The sequence below is a fragment of the Pseudomonas sp. PS01303 genome (assembly GCF_029959385.1).
In the GTDB taxonomy this organism is placed as follows: Bacteria; Pseudomonadota; Gammaproteobacteria; order Pseudomonadales; family Pseudomonadaceae; genus Aquipseudomonas; species Aquipseudomonas rustica.
The window spans coordinates 155,362-175,647 of sequence record NZ_JASCPK010000003.1 but is presented as its reverse complement, the minus strand read 5'-3'; the positions used below and the strand labels follow the sequence as shown (position 1 = coordinate 175,647).

The 20,286-nt window shown below is 51.8% G+C and carries 17 protein-coding genes and 1 pseudogene; 13 read left to right on the top strand and 5 right to left on the bottom strand.

Features of this window, described 5'->3' with window-relative positions; all coding sequences use genetic code 11:
- The first annotated feature begins 7 nt into the window (after positions 1–7).
- The 4 genes from QMX93_RS02845 (at position 8) to QMX93_RS02830 (ending at position 5,750) form a co-directional block, all read left to right on the top strand.
- A complete protein-coding gene (locus tag QMX93_RS02845; protein WP_053117617.1) occupies positions 8–2,710 on the top strand; it encodes a [protein-PII] uridylyltransferase in 2,703 nt (900 codons plus the stop codon).
- A 206-nt stretch (positions 2,711–2,916) separates the two neighbouring features.
- Positions 2,917–4,116 carry a succinyldiaminopimelate transaminase gene (gene dapC / locus QMX93_RS02840; RefSeq protein ID WP_212545339.1) on the top strand — a complete coding sequence of 400 codons (1,200 nt, stop codon included), beginning with the start codon at positions 2,917–2,919 and terminating at the stop codon, positions 4,114–4,116.
- Positions 4,117–4,283: 167 nt separating this feature from the next.
- Positions 4,284–5,012: a M12 family metallopeptidase gene (locus QMX93_RS02835; protein WP_282352437.1), complete on the top strand. Its 729-nt coding sequence runs from the start codon at positions 4,284–4,286 to the stop codon at positions 5,010–5,012.
- Positions 5,013–5,108: 96 nt separating this feature from the next.
- Positions 5,109–5,750, top strand: coding sequence for a hypothetical protein (locus tag QMX93_RS02830; protein ID WP_282352434.1), 642 nt, complete (start codon positions 5,109–5,111; stop codon positions 5,748–5,750).
- Between the two features lie 12 nt (positions 5,751–5,762).
- Here the strand turns inward: QMX93_RS02830 and QMX93_RS02825 are convergent.
- Positions 5,763–6,560: pseudogene (locus QMX93_RS02825) on the bottom strand (Na+/H+ antiporter); the annotation flags it as partial.
- Positions 6,561–6,799: 239 nt separating this feature from the next.
- Here QMX93_RS02825 and QMX93_RS02820 point away from each other — a divergent pair.
- From QMX93_RS02820 to QMX93_RS02790, 7 genes are all read left to right on the top strand, one after another.
- The gene (locus QMX93_RS02820; protein ID WP_138183471.1) at positions 6,800–9,166 is read left to right on the top strand and encodes a hypothetical protein; all 2,367 of its coding nucleotides are present in this window, start codon (positions 6,800–6,802) and stop codon (positions 9,164–9,166) included.
- A complete protein-coding gene (locus tag QMX93_RS02815) occupies positions 9,159–11,237 on the top strand; it encodes a tyrosine-type recombinase/integrase (RefSeq protein ID WP_098949279.1) in 2,079 nt (692 codons plus the stop codon). Before QMX93_RS02820 ends, QMX93_RS02815 begins: the two co-directional genes overlap by 8 nt.
- Before the next feature lies 1 nt (position 11,238).
- The gene (locus tag QMX93_RS02810; RefSeq protein ID WP_138183472.1) at positions 11,239–12,207 is read left to right on the top strand and encodes a hypothetical protein; all 969 of its coding nucleotides are present in this window, start codon (positions 11,239–11,241) and stop codon (positions 12,205–12,207) included.
- A gap of 1 nt (position 12,208) precedes the next feature.
- Positions 12,209–13,510 (top strand): tyrosine-type recombinase/integrase, encoded by a 1,302-nt coding sequence (locus QMX93_RS02805; RefSeq protein ID WP_178081005.1) that lies wholly within the window; start codon positions 12,209–12,211, stop codon positions 13,508–13,510.
- A gap of 1,221 nt (positions 13,511–14,731) precedes the next feature.
- Positions 14,732–15,049: a hypothetical protein gene (locus tag QMX93_RS02800; RefSeq protein ID WP_256588632.1), complete on the top strand. Its 318-nt coding sequence runs from the start codon at positions 14,732–14,734 to the stop codon at positions 15,047–15,049.
- Positions 15,046–15,648, top strand: a complete 603-nt coding sequence (locus QMX93_RS02795) for a DUF262 domain-containing protein (RefSeq protein WP_098949281.1) — start codon at positions 15,046–15,048, stop codon at positions 15,646–15,648. Before QMX93_RS02800 ends, QMX93_RS02795 begins: the two co-directional genes overlap by 4 nt.
- 226 nt (positions 15,649–15,874) lie before the next feature.
- Positions 15,875–16,066 (top strand): hypothetical protein, encoded by a 192-nt coding sequence (locus QMX93_RS02790; protein WP_098949282.1) that lies wholly within the window; start codon positions 15,875–15,877, stop codon positions 16,064–16,066.
- Positions 16,067–16,255: 189 nt separating this feature from the next.
- Here QMX93_RS02790 and QMX93_RS02785 read toward each other — a convergent pair whose 3' ends face one another.
- The 3 genes from QMX93_RS02785 to QMX93_RS02775 form a co-directional block, all read right to left on the bottom strand.
- Positions 16,256–16,822, bottom strand: coding sequence for a hypothetical protein (locus QMX93_RS02785; protein ID WP_098949283.1), 567 nt, complete (start codon positions 16,820–16,822; stop codon positions 16,256–16,258).
- Positions 16,819–17,412 carry a hypothetical protein gene (locus QMX93_RS02780; RefSeq protein WP_098949284.1) on the bottom strand — a complete coding sequence of 198 codons (594 nt, stop codon included), beginning with the start codon at positions 17,410–17,412 and terminating at the stop codon, positions 16,819–16,821. Before QMX93_RS02780 ends, QMX93_RS02785 begins: the two co-directional genes overlap by 4 nt.
- 275 nt (positions 17,413–17,687) lie before the next feature.
- A complete protein-coding gene (locus QMX93_RS02775; RefSeq protein WP_098949285.1) occupies positions 17,688–17,906 on the bottom strand; it encodes a hypothetical protein in 219 nt (72 codons plus the stop codon).
- A gap of 229 nt (positions 17,907–18,135) precedes the next feature.
- Between QMX93_RS02775 and QMX93_RS02770 the strand changes: the two genes are divergently transcribed.
- Both QMX93_RS02770 and QMX93_RS02765 read left to right on the top strand, forming a co-directional pair.
- Positions 18,136–18,561: a hypothetical protein gene (locus QMX93_RS02770; RefSeq protein WP_138183473.1), complete on the top strand. Its 426-nt coding sequence runs from the start codon at positions 18,136–18,138 to the stop codon at positions 18,559–18,561.
- Between the two features lie 75 nt (positions 18,562–18,636).
- A complete protein-coding gene (locus tag QMX93_RS02765) occupies positions 18,637–19,491 on the top strand; it encodes a hypothetical protein (protein WP_098949287.1) in 855 nt (284 codons plus the stop codon).
- Between the two features lie 47 nt (positions 19,492–19,538).
- Here QMX93_RS02765 and QMX93_RS02760 read toward each other — a convergent pair whose 3' ends face one another.
- Positions 19,539–20,240 carry a DUF3223 domain-containing protein gene (locus QMX93_RS02760; RefSeq protein ID WP_098949288.1) on the bottom strand — a complete coding sequence of 234 codons (702 nt, stop codon included), beginning with the start codon at positions 20,238–20,240 and terminating at the stop codon, positions 19,539–19,541.
- Positions 20,241–20,286: the final 46 nt, after the last annotated feature.

The window sequence follows — 20,286 nt, the reverse complement described above, 5'->3', positions numbered from 1 at the left end:
CCAATCAATGCCGCAGGTGGATCCCGAACTCTTCGACCGCGGCCAGTTCCAGGCTGAACTGGCCCTCAAAGCGAGTCCTATCGCGGCGTTCAAGAAGGCGATCCGCCAGGCTCGCGAGGTACTCGACACGCGTTTTCGCAATGGCCGCGACATCCGCCGCCTGATCGAAGACCGTGCCTGGTTCGTCGACAACATCCTGCAAAAGGCCTGGGAGCAGTTCAACTGGAGCGAAGACGCCGACATCGCGCTGGTCGCGGTCGGCGGCTACGGTCGTGGTGAGTTGCACCCGTATTCCGACATTGATTTGCTGATCCTGCTGGACAGCGCTGATCACGAAGTCTTTCGCGATTCCATCGAGCGTTTTCTCACTTTGCTGTGGGACATCGGTCTGGAAGTCGGTCAGAGCGTTCGCTCGGTCGACGAATGTGCCCAAGAGGCGCGCGCCGACCTGACCGTGGTCACCAACCTGATGGAAAGCCGCACCATTTGCGGCCCCGAGCGTCTGCGTCAGCGCATGCTTGACGTCACCAGCACCGCACACATGTGGCCCGCGAAGGAATTCTTCCTGGCCAAACGCGCCGAACAAAAGGCCCGCCACCACAAATACAACGACACCGAATACAACCTGGAACCCAACGTCAAAGGCTCGCCCGGCGGCCTGCGGGATATTCAGACGATTCTCTGGGTGGCCCGGCGTCAGTACGGCACCCTCAACCTGCGCGCCCTCGCCGGCGAGGGCTTTCTGGTCGAAAGCGAAAACGCACTGCTCGCCTCCTCCCAAGAATTCCTCTGGAAAGTGCGTTACGCCCTGCACATGCTCGCTGGCCGTTCCGAAGACCGTTTGCTGTTCGATCACCAGCGCACCATTGCCGGCCTGCTGGGTTTTGAAGGTGACGACGCCAAACAGGCCGTCGAAAACTTCATGCAACAGTATTTCCGCGTAGTGATGAGCATCGCCCAGCTCAGCGATCTGATCATCCAGCACTTCGAGGAAGTTATCCTCGCGCCGGAAGACGAAGCGCCGCCGCAGCCGATCAACGCACGTTTCCAGTTGCATGACGGCTACATCGAAGCGCGCAACGACAACGTGTTCCGCCGCACGCCATTCGCCATGCTGGAAATCTTCGTGCTGATGGCCCAGCAGCCGGAAATCAAAGGCGTACGTGCCGATACCATTCGCTTGCTGCGTGAGCACCGTCACCTGATCGACGACAATTTCCGTAACGATATTCGCAACACCAGCCTGTTCATCGAGCTGTTCAAGTGCAAGATCGGCATCCACCGCAACCTGCGCCGGATGAACCGCTACGGCATTCTCGGGCGTTATCTGCCGGAGTTCGGTTTTATCGTCGGGCAGATGCAGCACGACCTGTTCCACATCTATACGGTCGACGCGCACACGCTCAATCTGATCAAGCACCTGCGCAAATTGCAGTACACCCAGGTGTCGGAAAAATTCCCGCTGGCCGCCAAGCTCATGGCGAAACTGCCCAAGCCCGAACTGATCTACATGGCCGGTCTGTACCACGACATCGGCAAGGGTCGGCATGGCGACCACTCGGAGATCGGCGCGGTCGATGCCGAGGCGTTCTGCCAGCGCCATCAGTTGCCGGTGTGGGACAGCCGTCTGATTGTCTGGCTGGTGCAGAACCATCTAGTGATGTCGACTACCGCGCAGCGCAAGGACTTGTCCGACCCACAGGTGATCCACGATTTCGCGCAGGCAGTCGGCGACGAAACCCGCCTCGACTACCTGTACGTGCTGACCGTGGCCGACATCAACGCGACCAACCCGACACTGTGGAATTCGTGGCGAGCGAGCCTGTTGCGTCAGCTCTACACCGAGACCAAACGCGCCTTGCGCCGTGGCCTGGAAAACCCGGTCGATCGCGAAGAGCAGATCCGCCAGACCCAAAGCGCGGCACTGGACATTCTGGTGCGCGGTGGCACCGATCCGGACGACGTCGAGCAGTTGTGGGCGCAGTTGGGCGATGACTATTTCCTGCGCCACACCGCCGGCGACGTGGCCTGGCACAGCGATGCGATCCTGCAACAACCGGTCGATGGCGGGCCGCTGGTGTTGATCAAGGAAACCACCCAGCGCGAGTTCGAGGGCGGCACGCAGATCTTCATTTATGCACCGGATCAGCACGATTTCTTCGCGGTGACCGTGGCGGCGATGGATCAGCTCAACCTGAACATTCACGACGCGCGGGTTATCACCTCGAGCAGTCAGTTCACCCTCGACACCTACATCGTGCTCGACAACGAAGGCGAGTCCATCGGCGACAACCCGACGCGGGTCAAACAGATCCGCGAAGGCCTGACCGAAGCGCTGCGCAACCCGGACGATTATCCAACGATCATTCAGCGTCGGGTGCCACGACAGCTCAAGCATTTTGCCTTCGCGCCGCAGGTGACGATCCACAACGACGCCCAGCGCCCGGTGACCGTGCTGGAGCTGACCGCACCGGATCGGCCGGGACTGCTGGCGCGGATTGGCGGGATTTTCCTGGAATTCGACCTGTCGCTGCAGAACGCCAAGATTGCGACCTTGGGCGAGCGCGTGGAAGACGTGTTCTTCATCACCGACGCCCACAACCAGCCGCTGTCCGACCCGCTGCTGTGCAGCCGTTTGCAGGATGCGATTGTTGAGCAGTTGAGCGTCAATCAGGAACCGGATATCAAGCTTTCGCGTATCAGTATTTGAATTAGTAACTATTACTCCGGTGGGAAGGAAAACTCCGATACCAGCCTGCTCAACAAACCCCTGTGGGAGTGAGCCTGCTCGCGATAGCGGCTCATCAGCTTGCATAGATATTGAATGTGCCTTCCTCATCGCGAGCAGGCTCACTCCTACAGGTTTTGTGGAAGGCGCGCATTGAAGCAATCCCTCCCACATTAAAAGAGGCCCCAATGAACAACGCTCTGAACCAGCTCCAGCCCTACCCGTTCGAAAAGCTCCGCGCCCTGCTCGGCACCGTCACGCCGAACCCGGACAAGCGTCCGATCGCCCTGTCGATCGGCGAGCCGAAACATCGCTCGCCCAGCTTTGTCGCCGAAGCGCTGGCGAACAGTCTGGATCAGATGGCGGTGTACCCGACCACCCTGGGCATCCCGGCCCTGCGCGAGGCCATTGCCGGCTGGTGCGAGCGTCGTTTTGGCGTGCCGAGCGGCTGGATCGATCCGGCGCGCAACGTGCTGCCAGTCAACGGCACCCGTGAAGCGCTGTTCGCCTTCACTCAGACCGTGGTCAATCGCGGCGACGATGCGCTGGTGGTCAGCCCGAACCCGTTCTATCAAATCTACGAAGGCGCCGCGTTCCTCGCCGGGGCCAAGCCGCATTATCTGCCGTGCCTCGACGAAAACGGCTTCAACCCGGATTTCGACGCGGTGTCGCCGGACATCTGGAAGCGTTGCCAGATCCTGTTTCTGTGCTCGCCGGGCAACCCGACCGGCGCGCTGATCCCGGTCGACGTGCTGAAAAAACTCATCGCCCTGGCCGACGAATACGACTTCGTGATCGCCGCCGACGAGTGCTACAGCGAACTGTACTTCGACGAGCAAACTCCACCGCCGGGCCTGCTCACCGCTTGCGTCGAACTGGGTCGCAAGGATTTCAAACGTTGCGTGGTCTTCCACAGTCTGTCCAAGCGTTCCAATCTGCCGGGCCTGCGTTCCGGTTTCGTTGCTGGCGATGCCGACATCCTCAAGGGCTTCCTGCTCTATCGCACCTACCACGGCTGCGCGATGCCGGTGCAAACGCAACTGGCCAGCGTTGCCGCATGGAACGACGAAGAACACGTGCGCGCCAACCGTGCGCTGTACCGCGAGAAGTTTGATGCAGTACTGGAAATCCTCAGCCCGGTGATGGACGTACAGCGCCCGGATGGCAGCTTCTATTTGTGGCCGAATGTGAACGGTGATGATGCGGCGTTCTGCCGTGATTTGTTCGAACAAGAGCATGTCACTGTGGTGCCGGGTTCTTATCTGTCCCGTGATGTCGATGGCGTTAATCCGGGTGCCGGCCGTGTGCGTATGGCGCTGGTTGCGCCGTTGGCTGAATGCGTTGAAGCGGCGGAACGAATTCGCGCGTTTATTACCCGTCAGAAATAAATAGCTGAACACCGTGCCAGGCAATCTGGCACGGCAACTTGCGCTTGCAAGTTACACTTCAAAACAACTGATCACTCCCTCTTTCGTCCCTCACGACTTACTCTTGATTCGCGAATTTCATCGCATAAAATTCAACTTCAAGTACAACTTCAGGGAAGAAGACAAAGATGAATGATCTCCAGGATTGCAAACTCCTACAGTGGCCGGATGATCTCGCTGCTTATGAGGCGGCCATTAAAGAGAATCCGGCGAACGCAACTTCCGCCAGCGGCGGTCGACGCAAACGCTCGCTGATCAACTATTCAAAACTGTGGGCCAATGGTCGAACGCTGACCATCGCCTTCATCGACGACGTCGATCCTGATCACAAACGCAAAATCATGGAGGCAGCTGTTCGCTGGATTCCGTACGTTAATCTGAGTTTCGAGTTTGTCGATGACCTGCAAGGTGATATTCGCATCGCCACAAAGAATAATTACAACAGTTCCATGCTCGGCACAGACGCGCTGCTGATTCATCCGGATTGGCCAACGATGAACCTGGGCGTCAAACCCGATCATGAAGACTTTGAAACCATTGTCACCCACGAATTTGGCCATGCACTGGGCGCCATGCACGAACACCAGCACCCGCAGGCCGACATCCCTTGGGACAAACCGAAAGTGTACGACTATTACCAGAACCGCGAGATGGGGCCGCTGACCCCGGAGCAAGTGGACTTCAACCTGTTCACGCCATTCAACACCCTCGAAGCGATTTACACCGAGTACGACCGTAAATCGATCATGCATCATCCGGTATCTAACGATTTGACTTTAGGCGACTGGGAGAACCCGATCAATCGCGAGATCAGCAAGAAAGACATCAAGATGATGAGCTTGCTCTATCCCCAATAAGCAATCTCGCAAAAAACAAGGAAGTTAAACTATGTTATCCAATTCAACTTACGCCCCCGCCCTGTCCCAGCCAAATGCTTGTGGAGTGCATTACTGATGTGGGCTAAAAAAAATCCATCGAAACTGTGGACTCCCGGCCGCACTCTTCGTATCGCCTTCCTCAATGGCACCCAAGAGTTCAAAGACGCGACCATCGCGGCAGCCAGCAATTGGTTGCCGCACATCAACTTGAAGTTTGATTTCGTTGAGGGTGTCGAGGGGGATATCCGCATACTTAGCAACGATGGCGTTTTCTCGTCCAATATTGGCACTGACGCCTTACTCAATACCCATACAGCGACGATGCAGCTCTGGCCTCACCCGGCCATTCACGCGCGTTATTTCGCCGCGAATGTGATGCATGAGTTCGGCCATATGCTGGGTGCGGAACACGAACAGATCCACCCGGCAGCCGCAATTCCATGGAATGTGCCCGCCATCTACGAAAGACACGGCATTACCGATAATCCTGATGAGGATAACTACGAGGCGAACAGGAAGCGCCAATGGTTACACCGTGAGTATCTTGATCGGGCAGCCACCGAAGACAGCATTTGCTCGGACTACGACCGCAAGTCGATCATGCACTACGTCATCTACCAATCCTGGACCACAGGCGATTTTCAGAACTTTCTTAATCTGGAGCTCAGCGAAAAAGATAAAGCCTTCATGGCGAAGGCTTACCCCTGCCCGGTGTAAACCCGGGCTTGGTTATTTCACCTGTCCCAGATTTGCCTCGCTCAAATCGAGCTCTCCCAACACTTCACGTAATACGTCATCACCAATCTGGTGATGACGGCTGAGACTATAGAGTTCCAGGCGCTGCGCTCGCAGCGCCTTCAAACGCAAACGCCGCTCCAGCAGATCCATCTGAAACGCCATCGCCTGCGCTTCGGCGGAGTCGTTGAACACGTCGAGTTGATGGCGATATTCAGACATGATCCGCGCCTTGAGCTCTGCCGCCAGCGCCGCTTGAGCGGCATCCTGCGGTGGGAGCTCCTCGGTTTCCAGTGAGTGAATCGCTGCTTCGGCGGTTTTGCGCCAGGCATCGCGTACTTCTTGGCGACGCTTGTCGTCCGGGCTCTTTTCGATGCCGCGTAGTAACAGCGGCAGCGCGATACACGCCGAAATCAGTGAGAGCAGAATCACCCCGGCGGCGATGAAGATCAGCAGATCACGCTCGGGAAATGCCTCCGCGCCCATCAACATCGGCACCGACATCACACCCGCCAGCGTCACCGCACCGCGCACACCGCCGACGGTCAGCAACCAGCAGGAGCGCGCGGTCGGCACTTGAGTCAACTCGCCTTTGCCGCGCAAACGCCGCAGCAACACCGACAACCGCCAGATGCTCTGCACCCAGATAAATCGCAGCAGCACCAACGCGAGGAAAATCGCCACGACGTCGAGGCAGCGATAGAACAATGTCGGCCACAACGTCGGTTCATGGCTGACCACGGCTTTGATGATGTCCGGCAATTGCAGACCGAGCAGCAGGAAAATCAAGCCTTAGTTTGCTTTCCAACAGCTTGTAAACCAAAGGATTTAGTTTACTATCCAAAAAATGTAAACGCATGGGGAGTGAGGTATGAAAGATTTGGTTAGAGCGCGGTGGCGGGATTCAAGCCCAAAGGACTTAGGTTGGGCCTTGGCTTTTGGTGGAGCGGTGCGACCAAATCCATCCCATGCGAGCGGTTCAAATGCTTGGTTAGAGGATCTCAGTGGGCTGCCGTCGGGCGAGGCTTACCTTGACTGAGCCTTTCGATGACCAGCTAAAAACCACCGAGATGGGCAGTCAGAGAACCTCCTCGCTAACAACTGAATACAGCGGCGGTGCGACCGACAAGGAAATGACCGGAGGCCTTGCAGTAGAGGCAGGAGCGCGCCCGGAAGAAGGCGGCCAAGACGAAGCGAGCGTTATATCGGAACTGCCGATCAGAGCAGTGAATGCTTCCAACGGCGTATCTGTATTCTGCAGCTACATGAATCATCCGAGCTGGGATCCAACGACAAACATATGCCTCAGCTTTCACTACATCATGGTGAAGTGTGCACCTAGCAGAGTTTCAGCATGGGCGTATCAACTGCGCCTGGCAATCGTTTACTTCCTTGACTTCATGTCTCTATACAACGCAAAACATGCTCTACCACTGCAAATCCACCATATCAAAGACATTACACCTAGTCTATTTAAAAAATTTGCACAGCACCTGAATAAGATCGGAAAAGGGGCCGTTCACGCCTCAAAATTAAAGTCTTGCATCCTAATCGCAGCTAGAGAAACCGGTGTCATCCCAAGCCTCAATTTACCAAATCTGAAAATCAATCGTAATTCCGACACCGAACCTTTATCCGAAGATGGGGTAGCAACGCTAACCAAAGCAACACAGGAGATCGTCGAGTCTCTTCGTGAAATGGTCTCGAGAAGATACGAAATTGATAATGCTGTTCCTTACACGCTCGAAGAGCTACAAGATCACTGGATAGTACGTCTAACCAAGCTAGACATATTTACCTGGTATAAACATCGGCTGTTGAGCAACATGCCTATCGTAAAAGCTCAGCTAATGGCGCGACTAGATAAATGCGCGGATCCCGAAATATCCACACTTTCTAAAAACCCTGATTTTTTAGCGCTATTTGCAGAATTATACAAGAGTTCAGGAGAAGAGGTCGTTGTTCCCCCTGATTACGATCCGCACCCCACCAGCGGCAAGGGATGGTGGAACACCAAACTAGATCCGCATCGTGTGGTCAAAACGTTAATCGGACACGGCTATCCGCTAAAATTCAGCCGAGAATGTCTTGCGATTGATTACAGCAGCGCCACACTATTTAATTATGACAATCTTGATGACGCTGTAAAAATGATAATTCACAAATTATCATATGTTCGCTCAATTTTTAACAAAAAATGGGGCGACACGGAAGGAATGATGCTCTCCATGGATGAACACATGGAGCTTTACTACCCAAACTCCAAAGACATAGCCGGCCTAGTATTATTCATGATGCTTCAAGCTGGCTGGAACAAAGAGACTGTAGTTGACATCGACAAAAACAACTTCCTACACGGTCTCACCTCTGCCATTGAAGAAAATATTAAATTGATTTTTGCAGAGAAGAACAGAGGCCAAGGCGCAAAATTACCTTATTTTGCTCCCAAACAGATGCTATCAACGTCAGACAGTGATAACCCGTACTCAACATATAACTTGATATTGTTATCCAAGGAAATTTCAGCTCCGCTTGCCGCCTATGTCGAGCATTTAATAGATCCTCTAAGAAACAAGCCAGTTAACAGTATGTATGCGTTTCTAAGGCCCTTGAATGCTTGGGCTCGCGCAGAGGGCCAAGCAGCAGGCGCGATAGATTACGGCGGGGATTTTGCTTATGCAGTCAATCAACTTTTGTCGTTACACGAAGTCATTGAAAATGGCGCTAGAATTACCAGCGCGAGCAATCTAACAGGCAGGCTTAGGGCGACATGGCTGTACTATAACGCGGAACATACCCCATACGCATTTCTATCACAAATGATGGGGCACGAATCACGTGATACTACGGATGAGTCTTATGATAACTCTCCAGTCGCACGTGCCAAACGTACAAAGCGCCTTCGATCAGCACTGGAACGGATAGTAGAATTACTTCGAGCCAGAAAATTCCAAGGTTTGCTGTGTAAGCAGGCAAGCCAGATAGCCAACTCGGACTTGAGCATAATCCACCTCCCTTATTTTGAAAAGGCGCTGTGGGCTTGTAGTGATCGTCATAAACCAGATTGGCCTGGAGCAGTTAAGTTAGATGAGGGTGTTAAATGCGTAGCACTGGAACACTGTATTTTTTGCAGTAGACTAAGGATCTTGGAAGACTCCCTTCCCTTTTTGATCGAGCGACTTTCCCATATTGGCGAACTTCTTCGGGACAGGGCATATACCGAGTTTGGATCACAACTCGAGGCAGAGCAGGAAGAGATTGAGGTCATCCTAGAGAACTGGAACGATGAATATGCGATTCAAGAAGCAATACGTTATCGTGCAGCAAACTCTCCTCTTTTGCCCCGAGAAATGCGTGATCTAAAACTGATCTTTAAAACCGGTGACTTGAATGAATGACGTAGAATACGCACAGTCTCTCGTGGATGAGTTTGAACTTGACTTACTTGATGCTGCTGAACAAGAGCTAGAAAGTCTTCTACTTGAGACAGAACATAGCTCCCAGGTGCATCGAAGTGAGCTGCTCGACAAGCTTTCCTCAAGTGGGGGAAACTTTCCTGTTACCCCGTCATCCTTCTATCTGGATACAGCTTGGAAGCTTGATACTCATCGCTTCTCTGACGTAATCTCCATCCGTTTCGAGCACGTGGTTCCCGGTGCGAACGAACTCAAAAGGGCGCTATCATTCTATCTGCTCCCTGAAAATTCCCTGATGCATGGCATAAACAGCAACAAGTCAACGCTCACGTACTGCAACGACTTCAGTGCTCTTGAGAAACACCTGTTCATAGATACTCATCTTGAGGTGAATACAGCGCACCTTGAACTTATAAGCTCCAAGCTCATCAACGAAGCGCTTGACAGGGCAAAGAACTCAAACATCCCATATCAATATTTCGGACTGTATCGAATCCTGAAACTTTGGATAATTGTTTCTGAAAATGGGCTAATCCCCGAAGAGCTCCGAATAAATGTTCCATTGAACAAGATGGAAAGCCCTGAGCGCAAAGCGGACATGATGAATGTCTTTAAGGGAACATATCAGACCTGGGTTTCTTTTTCAGAGAACGAACTGGCACACCTGATGGAATATGCCCTTTTTTGGATTGAAAAAGCGGCACCAGAACTTGCACTACTGGAACCACACATTGATGCAGTCCTTAAAGCAAATCTGAAAGGAAAGATAACTCGATCAAAAGTCGACGAAGAGCTTGAGAAGAAGTTTCGCGTTGTGGTGGAAGGCCGTACGATTATGGAGCTTAATCGTACAAAAACGAGCCATCAGCGGGCAGGAAACAACTGGTTTTATTCGTGGAAAACCAACTGGTACACCGCACTGGATCATGTCAGAAATGCCGTATTCATAATGATTGCCTTGATTAGTGGGGCACGGGCTTCCGAGCTTGCCCCATTAAGCATTAACGACATCACCAACGATAATGCAGAAGGCACAGGGAATTTCTGGCTACGTATTGTACGTTTTAAAACCGCAAATGACCCTAACTACAACGGTGAAATCGAGCATTTGCCTTTACCAGAATTTGTTGCACAAAGCGCTATAGCGTACAGCAAGCTTCGCAACATAGGCCGGAAGAGTCAGCGACACTGGTTGTTTCGCAGTAATGCAAGTACGAAAATGCCAAATGAAATTCAGCAGTTTACCCCGCAGATCCTTAAACACGTTATTACTCAGCTTAGCGAACTGCTACCCATTGAGCGCTTGCACGTTCACAGGTTCAGGAAAACCATTGCGGAAATTTTGATCAATCAGGACGAACGCAATATCGACTTAATCCGAGCGCTTTTCGGCCATAAAACCTTCAAGATGACGATGCAATATATTGCCCGCAATCCGGCCATGGTTCGGACAGTGGCGATGACTATAGAACACTCGTTTACCGAAGAGCTCAAAGAAATTATTACCGCCATCCGTGAGGGTTCATATTCCGGTCAAACAGCGATTCGAATATCAGAGCAAATGGCGGCGAAGCCCGACGATTTTGAAGGCCGACGTATCCCGCTGTCAGTTTTCGATTACGTGTCCAACCTCTTGGCGGGTGGAAAGCCACTATTCATCAAACGGACGGCTGTCGGTACCTATTGCGTGACTGCTGAGCAGTTTCGTCAAGACAACCTCCCTCCATGCATCAAAGGTCGTGATTTCGGCGACGCTATCCCGAAGCCTGATCCATCAAACTGCCATTATGAATGCAGAAAAATCGTAGTTGTAGGCAAGGCGCGAACTGCACTAACGGACAATATCAAATTCTACCAAAGGATTCTGGACAACGATGCTGTCACATTGCCTGATCGCACCAGGAATGAAATTATTCGCAAGATCAAATCATACCGTTTTCACCTGGACAATCTGACGCTGAGCACTTTCCATACCCACCACCCTGATTTTGATGATACGCAACAACAGCGCATGGAAAAACAGGGTACTCTCATTTCGCTAGCTGAGGTTTGATATGAGCTCAGAAACCCGCAACCGCCTGATTAAAATCATAGTAGATCATTACTATTCGGCTGCAGGAAAAAAATTGCACGTTGGAAAAATCGCAGATGAAGCAGGAATAAGCCGTCAATCGTTACAAAGATACTACAGCGACTTAGTAGAATATATAAAAGGCAATAGAAATATCAATGACCTGTTGCTTGGCCACGAACCTAGTGCTGTGACGCAACTTCTTCTAAACGCTCAGAAACGCGCCACCGACCTAGAGTTAAGCCTGCAAAATATTCAAAAAAAACATGAAGCCGAACTAATTGCCGTCCGCGAACACCACATAACCTCGCTAATGCAGAGTGATCTTATTAGCTTTGACAACAGCAATATTAACATCACCCTTGAAAAACAAAGCAGTCTTATCAGCAGCTATACAGCACAGATAAATGAGCTCAAAGCACAGCTAACTAATTCTACAATTAAAAGAACCGAATACGATTTAAAATTATTAAATGGATCCAGGATCATACTCGACCTTGATCTAAAATCAGCGTACGCCACCTACAAAAAAAACAAAGACTACAGATCCTATTCGGAATCCAAGCACGAAAAAATTCAGAGTCAGTTTGTTAAGCTCAACGACCTTGCCGGCAGAAGCACTCACCTAATTATATTCATTGATAAATTTTTGTGTGACCTTCCTTACTTTTTAGAAAGACTTCCTCCAAACTCATCAGACGAAATAGTCTTGAGACTTCCAATATTCGATACTGCAGACCTCAAGAACCACCTTCGAAAGATACCAAAAAGTTTTCGAACATCTATATATGTTCCTGAATGCAGGACGATTGCCGATGCCGTTGCGCAGCGAAAGTTTCGAGCATCGAGCACTCCTTTAGAAGAGCTTGAACATGCTGAAAAAGCTGATTACGTGCACCTCTCCAAGGGTGTGGATCGTGTCATTTACTTCAGCGTGGATAATGGAAAATAGCATGATCATCATCACAAAAAAATATGTTTCCTATGTTAATCCAGATTCCAACAGAGAAGCATCACACTTTATTCTAATTCACGAGACCACAAAGCACAGCACTTTATTGAGCCATGCAAATCTATTCTTACAATCTCAAACTAGGCAATCTAAAAAAACTTCATCCAGGTACGCTAGCATTATCTCGATGTTTTATAGGTATCTTTCTACTCTTGAGGAATTCCAAGGCTTCCCCCCTAGTGAGTACCATTTCCACGTGCAAAATAAAAATGTGAAGCGGTGGCAGACTTTCCGTGAGATCAAGCGTAAGTCTAAAGAGTCTATACGACCGTCCTCCAAGACTATTTTTGATGAAGCTAAGCTATTGATGAATTATTTTCGCTGGCTGACTGAAAACAACTTTTACACTGGCGTCAACGTTCTATTGAAGAACTGGATCCCTCCGTTCAAGAGTGCGAGATACCAGGAATATGTCTCCTACAAAGCGATCAGAGTATTCGATTCAACCAGCATTCGCGTCTTGGACAAAGAAAACCGCCAAGCGTCGATAAGTGACCAACTGATCACTCCATATGAAATCAAACAACTGATGGAGAACTACTCAGATCCGGTTTACGCGGCGCTATTTCATTTTGCATTAGATACCGCAATGCGCCCCATGGACTTATGTCGCTTCCCCTACTTCGGCAATGGTGACAACAGTCATATCATGCCGTATTCCTCAATGACATTTGAGGAATCGACCGTTAACTACGCAGTAAGCAATAGCAAAGGCAACAAATCCAGAGACATTCTCATTCACAGAGACGCCCTGCAGGCATTGGAAGAAAACTATATCAAACCCTACTATGCAGAGCGTGCCAAAAAATATCGTAAGCGCTACGGCACCAAACCTCCGCTTTCGGTTTTATTTCTCAACAAGGATGGTCGTCCTGTCACACCCGATACTATTTCAGGTCGTACAGTTGCGGCCAAGAAAAAAGCGATGGCTAACAATAGCAACCTAAGAAAGAACATTCGATTCTACGACAGCCGAAACTGGTGGCCGACCCAATATATTATTAGATCATTCGGAGACGATTTATTGAAATCCAATGAAATACTGTTTAACTATGCTGTCGCTCAAGTTCTGCAAAGGCAAATGGGACACACTTTTTTGAAGACAACATTTGATCACTACATAGGTATGGCACGAGTCATCCTATCGATGCATCAAGGACGTAAGATGGAGATCTTCAACGCCTCTGATTTCTCCGCTACAGCGTTTATGAGCGCATTCAAAGGCAAAGGGCTCGATACGTGAATTTCGGCTGTCCCAACCTTGGGCGTGAGGTTGAATTCAATTCGCTGGCTGCCTTAATTTAATCTCGCGCTCTAGGCCGTCTTCGGTTTTGATGGTTCCAGCTTCACCAACTGTTAGCTAGCGTTGCTAGCGCGGGAACGTCAGTTGCACATGGCAAATAGCTACTCCGCGTGAACAATGTGCGGCGCGTCACGTGATCAATAATCATAAGGTTGTCCGCAGTCAACACGTCACCCATGCATTTCACCTCCGAGAAAGCTATCAGCTCTTGCGGAGCCTCGAGAGAAAAATCGCTCCATCCAGCTCAAGCTTTGCCAAAAAGCACCGTTTTCAGCAGTATGTAAACGGTGAGATATCTATACCAATTTGGCAGATGGATGACCTTGACGTCTAGATCATCGTATGCCGAATGGATTTATGCTTTCCCGCAAACGTGAATGCAAGAGCGTGGTGCTTAGTGCACGTACCTGTTACTCCGTCCGGAATCTCTGACTGCATTACCTGGGCCAAGGGGATGGATCAGCTGGTCAGAAAAAACAATCGCATCGTTGTTGACCTCTCAGATCATAAACTTTCCGAGACTGCCCGTGATGGTTAGCGCAGCAGCTACGGGAAAGCCCGAAATCAATAACCAGTTATGCGCGCCGGTGAGTTTGACGCGATGCCGTCTATAGCATATCGACTCGCTAAAGTTGCTGCTGGAGACGGTGTTTTCGGTATCTCGCGTTACCCTGTTAGCGCTCCTGATGTCGTAGCTGGTCATGCTCTGTTGAGTGGTGCCAAGGGGGTGCTGATTGGCGAGGATGGGGCACCGATTCAATACACGACAGAGGCGACCATGGCGAAGGTATCTGGACGTGTATTCGGTGGCGCACCAGATGCATGCAGCGAGCTCAATAAACGGGACTGGAGCAAGGTGTTTGAGTAATGCTGACTGCATGCAAAATTCAGTCAGACGGCTTATTCATACAAACCCGCTTTGGCACGCCCTTCGGGCCAGCTGTCGTGAATCAAGCCAGCCATTTTCAATGGCTCTCTTGCCCCTCCGGGCTTCCATCTTCGTGTCTGCGCGCTCCGCTTGCCTGACGTGACAGTCCAATAACACATCAGTCCAAGCTGCCGCATTTGGGCAAACATGTTTTTTCTTCAAAAAAAAATCGCTTCAGGCTCAAGGTTTTCCGAAACCAACCGTTTGTGATGGATAAGTACCTTTTTTGAGCGATGGCTTTGACCCTCTCTACACATGACTTCGCACAGCGCCTGAGCGGCGCCTTTTCGTTCCCCTGCACGATTCTCGGCAACCGCCAGCGGCGCACATGGGAGCGGCTGATCAGCCACATCAAATCGTCAACCTGCACATCCGAATTCGACAAAGCGGCAGCCTACGCCGAGGGCTATGCACAAGCCTTGGCCGACAGCGGCCAGATCAATATCTCCACAGATCGGGATCTGCTGATCATTGCTACGGTCGACGCCTGGCGATGCGCCCGTACTTACCCGAATATTTCGACCAACCTGAGCCTACCAGGAAAACCATGACTTCCATTTTTAAACGCTACGCCGACGGCGGAGCATCAGACCTGCACATCCATATGCCGCAGCGTCTTCTGGCTACAACCGTCAGTCATTGCCCCCTCGAGGTCTTAGTCGGCCATTGGGAAAAGTATCTGGTAGACCCCTCCTCCGTGCGTGAGCAGTTTCCGTGGGCGGCGCGATTCGTTATGGGCATGCCTGTTCCATCGTGGGCGCGTGGGTTGGAGTGGAACCTCGGTCAGAAGTCTCGCTTCATCTCTGCAGTATGGTCGGGTGGGGATCTGGGAAGCTACCTCACGAATGACTGGTACGAATCAGAAAGCGGTGGCAAGGCATTGGCCGAAAACAGTGAAATATTGATTGATGGCCAGCAACGTCTGAACAGCCTGGAGGAGTATCTCTTCGACCGGCTGGCTGTTCCTGATGCACAAGGGCAAGCGAGGATCTGGTCTGAGCTTGGCAACGGCGAAAGGAGACGGTTTCTGTCGACGATCTTTACCCATGTCAGGGTGTCGTCTGGTGACGAGGTGGCATTGCGCGAGACATACGACCTTTGCGCGCTGGGCGTTGTGCCTCGGTCATTTGAACAGCGCGCCTTGCGGTAGTCTTCGACGCTGCAGTTGTCGTGGCATGCCCTAGCAGGGACGGCTGTCGTTAACCAAGCCCTGTCTACGACAGGTCGTGGCCCTTCGGGCTTCCATCCTCATGCCCTTCGACCCTCCTGATCTGCGCGCTCCGCTTGCATAATGATCAAAGTCACCACCTAGCTTGGACATTCCCTGCGGCTACCACATACTAGCTTCCATCCATCGTGGAGTGAGGCTAGGCGAAATGGCATGGTCATTTTGGAAGGACAAACGCCCTGAGTGGATTCAGGCGGAAGAGCGAGCGTTCATAAAGGCAGCCAACGCCCTGAAAACATTGCAGGTAACTCCTCGTGGCGGAATGAGGATTGATCCTGAAGAAATCAGAGATCAAATCCTCGCCGCACGAGAACTGTACAAAGATTTGGTTGAGAAATAGTGATGCTGAATGTCCTACTGACTTGTGGCTGAATCTGCCCCGTTTCACGAGACACGCGCTAACCTAACGAACGAGATACGGCAGTAATCGAAAGGTTACGTTTTCGACACCGGGCACCTGCTTCACTACTGAACGCTCGCTATGCTTAAACGGCTGAATGCCCTCATCAGTCTAGTACGTCGTAAATACTTAGGGTTTCCAAGCACCATATCCTGCGTCGAGTAAGACTACTCGAGAGTGCAGCTTTGGAAGCTGCTGGCTAACTTCAAGGAGCTTCTCTTGCAACCAGGATGCATCCTGGGCAGAAAACGAGTAGCCCATCGCTCCGAACTCTAGCTCGAAGCCCCCTTCCTCTATGGTTCGAACAGCAACGAAGGCACCTGCGTCGATCGCATCGCCAAGAAGCTCAGGGCTTGCATTCTCAATATGTAAAACACCCGTTGCGCTGAACTGCCAAGCGCCACACGACAACAGATACTTCCTAGTAAGTAAGCCTTCGTTACTTACTGCAGCCGTCGTGTGCTCCACATCCGTTTGCTCTGAGATTGCCAGAGCTTCGGAAAGGCAAAAGGCAATATCTGCCGCTACTTCCGCGCCGACATTGATCCCTTCGAATTCAAACTCAATTCTCGCGCCTCTCCTGTCAGTGCTTGCGACACGGCATTCATATCGCTCATGGAACTCCCGACCTCGCCAGCACAGGAAGTCTCGCTTGAATTCCACTACGACAGCGTGATCTGCATTTGATGCACTCATTGATAACTCCTTACGTTCTTCTTAGATTCTGCTTCTAGTCGTTCTATCCGTGCGAGCAAATAGCCTCCAACGCATAAATGCTCGATTAGCCAGGATGCTTCGTCAAAGCTGAAGGTGTACACCCAGTCCTCGATACCCAAAAATGGAAGGCAAAGCTCATCATTGAACCCTACGAATAGCTTGTAGGAATCACGCGTACCGGGATATCGGAAAGATCCAGACGCACCAAGGTGCATATTGTCCGAGTTGTAGCCATAGCCGTGCAGTTGGTCGCACGGGGCGGCTGGGGTAGTTGATAAAATCATTTGGTAAAAAATCTTGCAATAATTCACCTTCAGCGCTCGCCCCACTTTAGGTTTGTTACCCACCTGCTCATAGCTGGCTTGCACCAAGGTTGCGAGGCTGTCCGCCAGCTCCCCACATTGCTGCGCTGTGAAGCAGTAATCAGAGCCATCGAGAGTGCACGTCACAACATTGTTCGTTAGTTCAACCGAGGCAGTAAACGGCCTTTCCTCGATGAAGGCACGACATATCATCAAACGCTCAGCTTTAAAGAGCGTACTCATCGACAAATCAACTGTCTTAACCATATACCTTCACCATTGCAGCTAAATACAAACATAAACGGTTTGTCGTTCAAAAAACTTTAGCGGACATGAAAATTAATTATGACAACTTTGCCGCGATGACATGAATGTTCGTGGAGTTGTCTGTGCGCGCCCTTCGGGACGGCTGTCGTGAACCGAGCCGCTCGCCGCGTCTCAGCCCGGGGGCTTCCATCCTCGCGCCTCGGCCTGAGGGGCGTGCGCGCTTCGCTTGCCAGTTGCATCTGACTCCGGTGTAGGAAAGTTTCAACTTAGAAGAATCAGTGTGGCCGCCGGCCGAATCCGCCTTCACCACGGAGCTGCTCTTCTACGAACTCGATCGACGAATCCAGCTCGCACTGTATCTCTTCGAAGACTGAGTCGAGTCCAGGATGACTGCCTGATGCGCGTAGCTCAGCCACCAACCGAGAAAGCTCTCGCCCCATGGCCATAGGCATCTGGACATTACAGTAGACGGTGTCCTTGGTGTCTCGAGTCATAGAGCCTCCTGTTTGCTCCCGATGATAGCTCACCGTAATGGGAAGTCGTATTCGTGGGGACTGGGGCGCCCAAGGTACGGCTGTCATGCACCAAGCCGCCTGACGGCGTCTCGGCCCTGCGGGTTTCCATCCTCGCCTCTACGGCTATGCCTGCGCGCTCCGCTTGCCGATTGGATCAGATACCACACCACCGTTGCTGATGAGCTTGTAACGCTGGACTTAGAGACCCTTGACGATGGAAGATGGCCTTACGCCATTGGGATCGCAAGAGGCATTCCTTGGTAAATCCAACTGTTTACGCAAGGTCTGCACAGTGATCAGAGCAATGATGTCCCTCGACTTAAAGAATGCCTCGACAGCCGAGCGGAATGACTTCGACGCCAGACTCAAGGAACGGGGATGGGTCAAACTAAGCGGTGTCGATACTGTATGGTGTGGCCGATTTGGCCAAATTGCTAACAATGCGGATGGGATCAAGGAGGTTCGTAACCACATTGCGCGGGCAGTGAAGGATGCTGCAGCAGTAGGCAAAGTTGAGCAGGTTAAGTACGTCGCACAGATTTCAAACGAGGCTGCGATCGGCCGGATCGTCTGGAAAAAAGGAGGCGAGTACGCACATCGCCATTACGATCCCTACACCGCCGAAGTTGAATAACGAGCGCGTTAACCAATGAATTCACAAGCTGACGCTTCGCGTCCGACTCGCACTCATCACCGTCAGCATCCTGGTATGAAAAATTTTGAGAAGTACGCTGAGCGTATGAAGCTCAATGACGTGAACTCTGTGGCGCGTCGGCAGATGTGGCCGGCCATGGTGAAGCGGATCCAAGCAGTCTTTGATGAGATTGAAAACTCACCGCTTGCCAGTCATTTCGGCTCTTTCTTCCTGCACCCAGTCGTTCCAGACGCTTACCGGCATCTGCCTGAAGGCCGATATCTTGCCCAATTGCAGTTGACGTGTGGGTTCCGGCTGTTAGGCCTCGATACGCTGGAAAAAGGCGACGAGCACCCCCAAGGCGTCGCCAAAACGCTCCTCGAAAAAGACGCTGCCATGTGGTTCAACCAATCTCCCTCGGGAGCTGTCACGGTTTTCATGGCACCCTATCGTTCAGCAGTGCTGAAAATGAACGAAGAGAACATCATTCTGGGGCTGTACGCGGGCCCTGAGAAGCTGACCGACAAGCTGATCCGGGAGCTGTTCTCCACGTTCTTCAGGTATCTCTCCATTACGAGCGCTCACCACCAGCAGAGCGTGATGGATTACGGCTGGAGGCTGTGGCTGATTTACAAAGATGCCAGGACGAAAAAACACGAAGGGTTCGTCAAAACGCTAGAACGACTTCTCATGGCTGCGGGCGCAGCAGCATGTATTTGGGTGATATTCCCCTCCACTACGGGCTCTGGGGCTAACACAAGCATCGCGCCAGCGCAGCACTCATCCGCCGAGGTGGCCCCGCATAGCGGTCGAGAATTAACTCAGCCTGAACGCTTCTGTGCAGGCACCTGGTTGGAACTTGCGCAGCCTCGGCAGGAGGATGCCCCACCCTGCTCTCCCACTACGCCCACTCGGATTCCCTATCGATGAGCTCACCTTGCAATTCAAGAGGCTCGCGCCCGCATGCCGCCAGTTCCTCACAGGGGGGTGTATAGCTGAGCCCAAGGTATGGAAGGTTTGGATAGCTTGAGGTTACCGGTCTTCGAGAGGATCCTCAGCTGTGCGTGCTTCAGGTGATAATTTTCCCAGGATATGCGCAGGTTCGCGTCCTCCAGAAAGGCGACCACACCATCACGCGATCCCACGACCACGCCAAGCGGATTGATTTGGTTTGCCTGACAAAAACTGAAGAGCAGCTGATCAAAAGTGTTGGGGGCGAGGTGATCTACGGCCACGTTATGTCGCCCCAGTGATTCTCCTGTCACCGGACACGAAGTAGCACCGACCAACCCTTGGTCTCGGAAAAGTCGGATCTGTTCTGTGATTGCTGTGCGAGCTCCTGCGCGAAAGTCGAGAAGCTTTTGGGGCTGACGCTCTTTTGCTCGAGTGCTAGGGATGAGCTTCACCGCGTGCGTGAAGCCAATGTCAATTTCCGTATCGCAATGCCGGCGGAGCATAAAGCAGCGAGTACCGTGAGATGTCATCTGGGTGGTGATGCACTTGACGCCCTCTCCGGCTTTCTCCGCCCATTCATCGTGGTGCTGGAAAAGTCCGTACAGAAAATCAGAATCAGTGTCACTCACCAACGTGCTGTCAGGCGTCCTAGCCAGAATCTCTCGGCAGCGATCTTTGACTCCGTCCTTCGTTGCAAACCATTCATCATTGATCAGATATGGCACCGTCTGCCCTCAGGTAATGTCTCTCGCAAGTTATTCCAGCCCATCT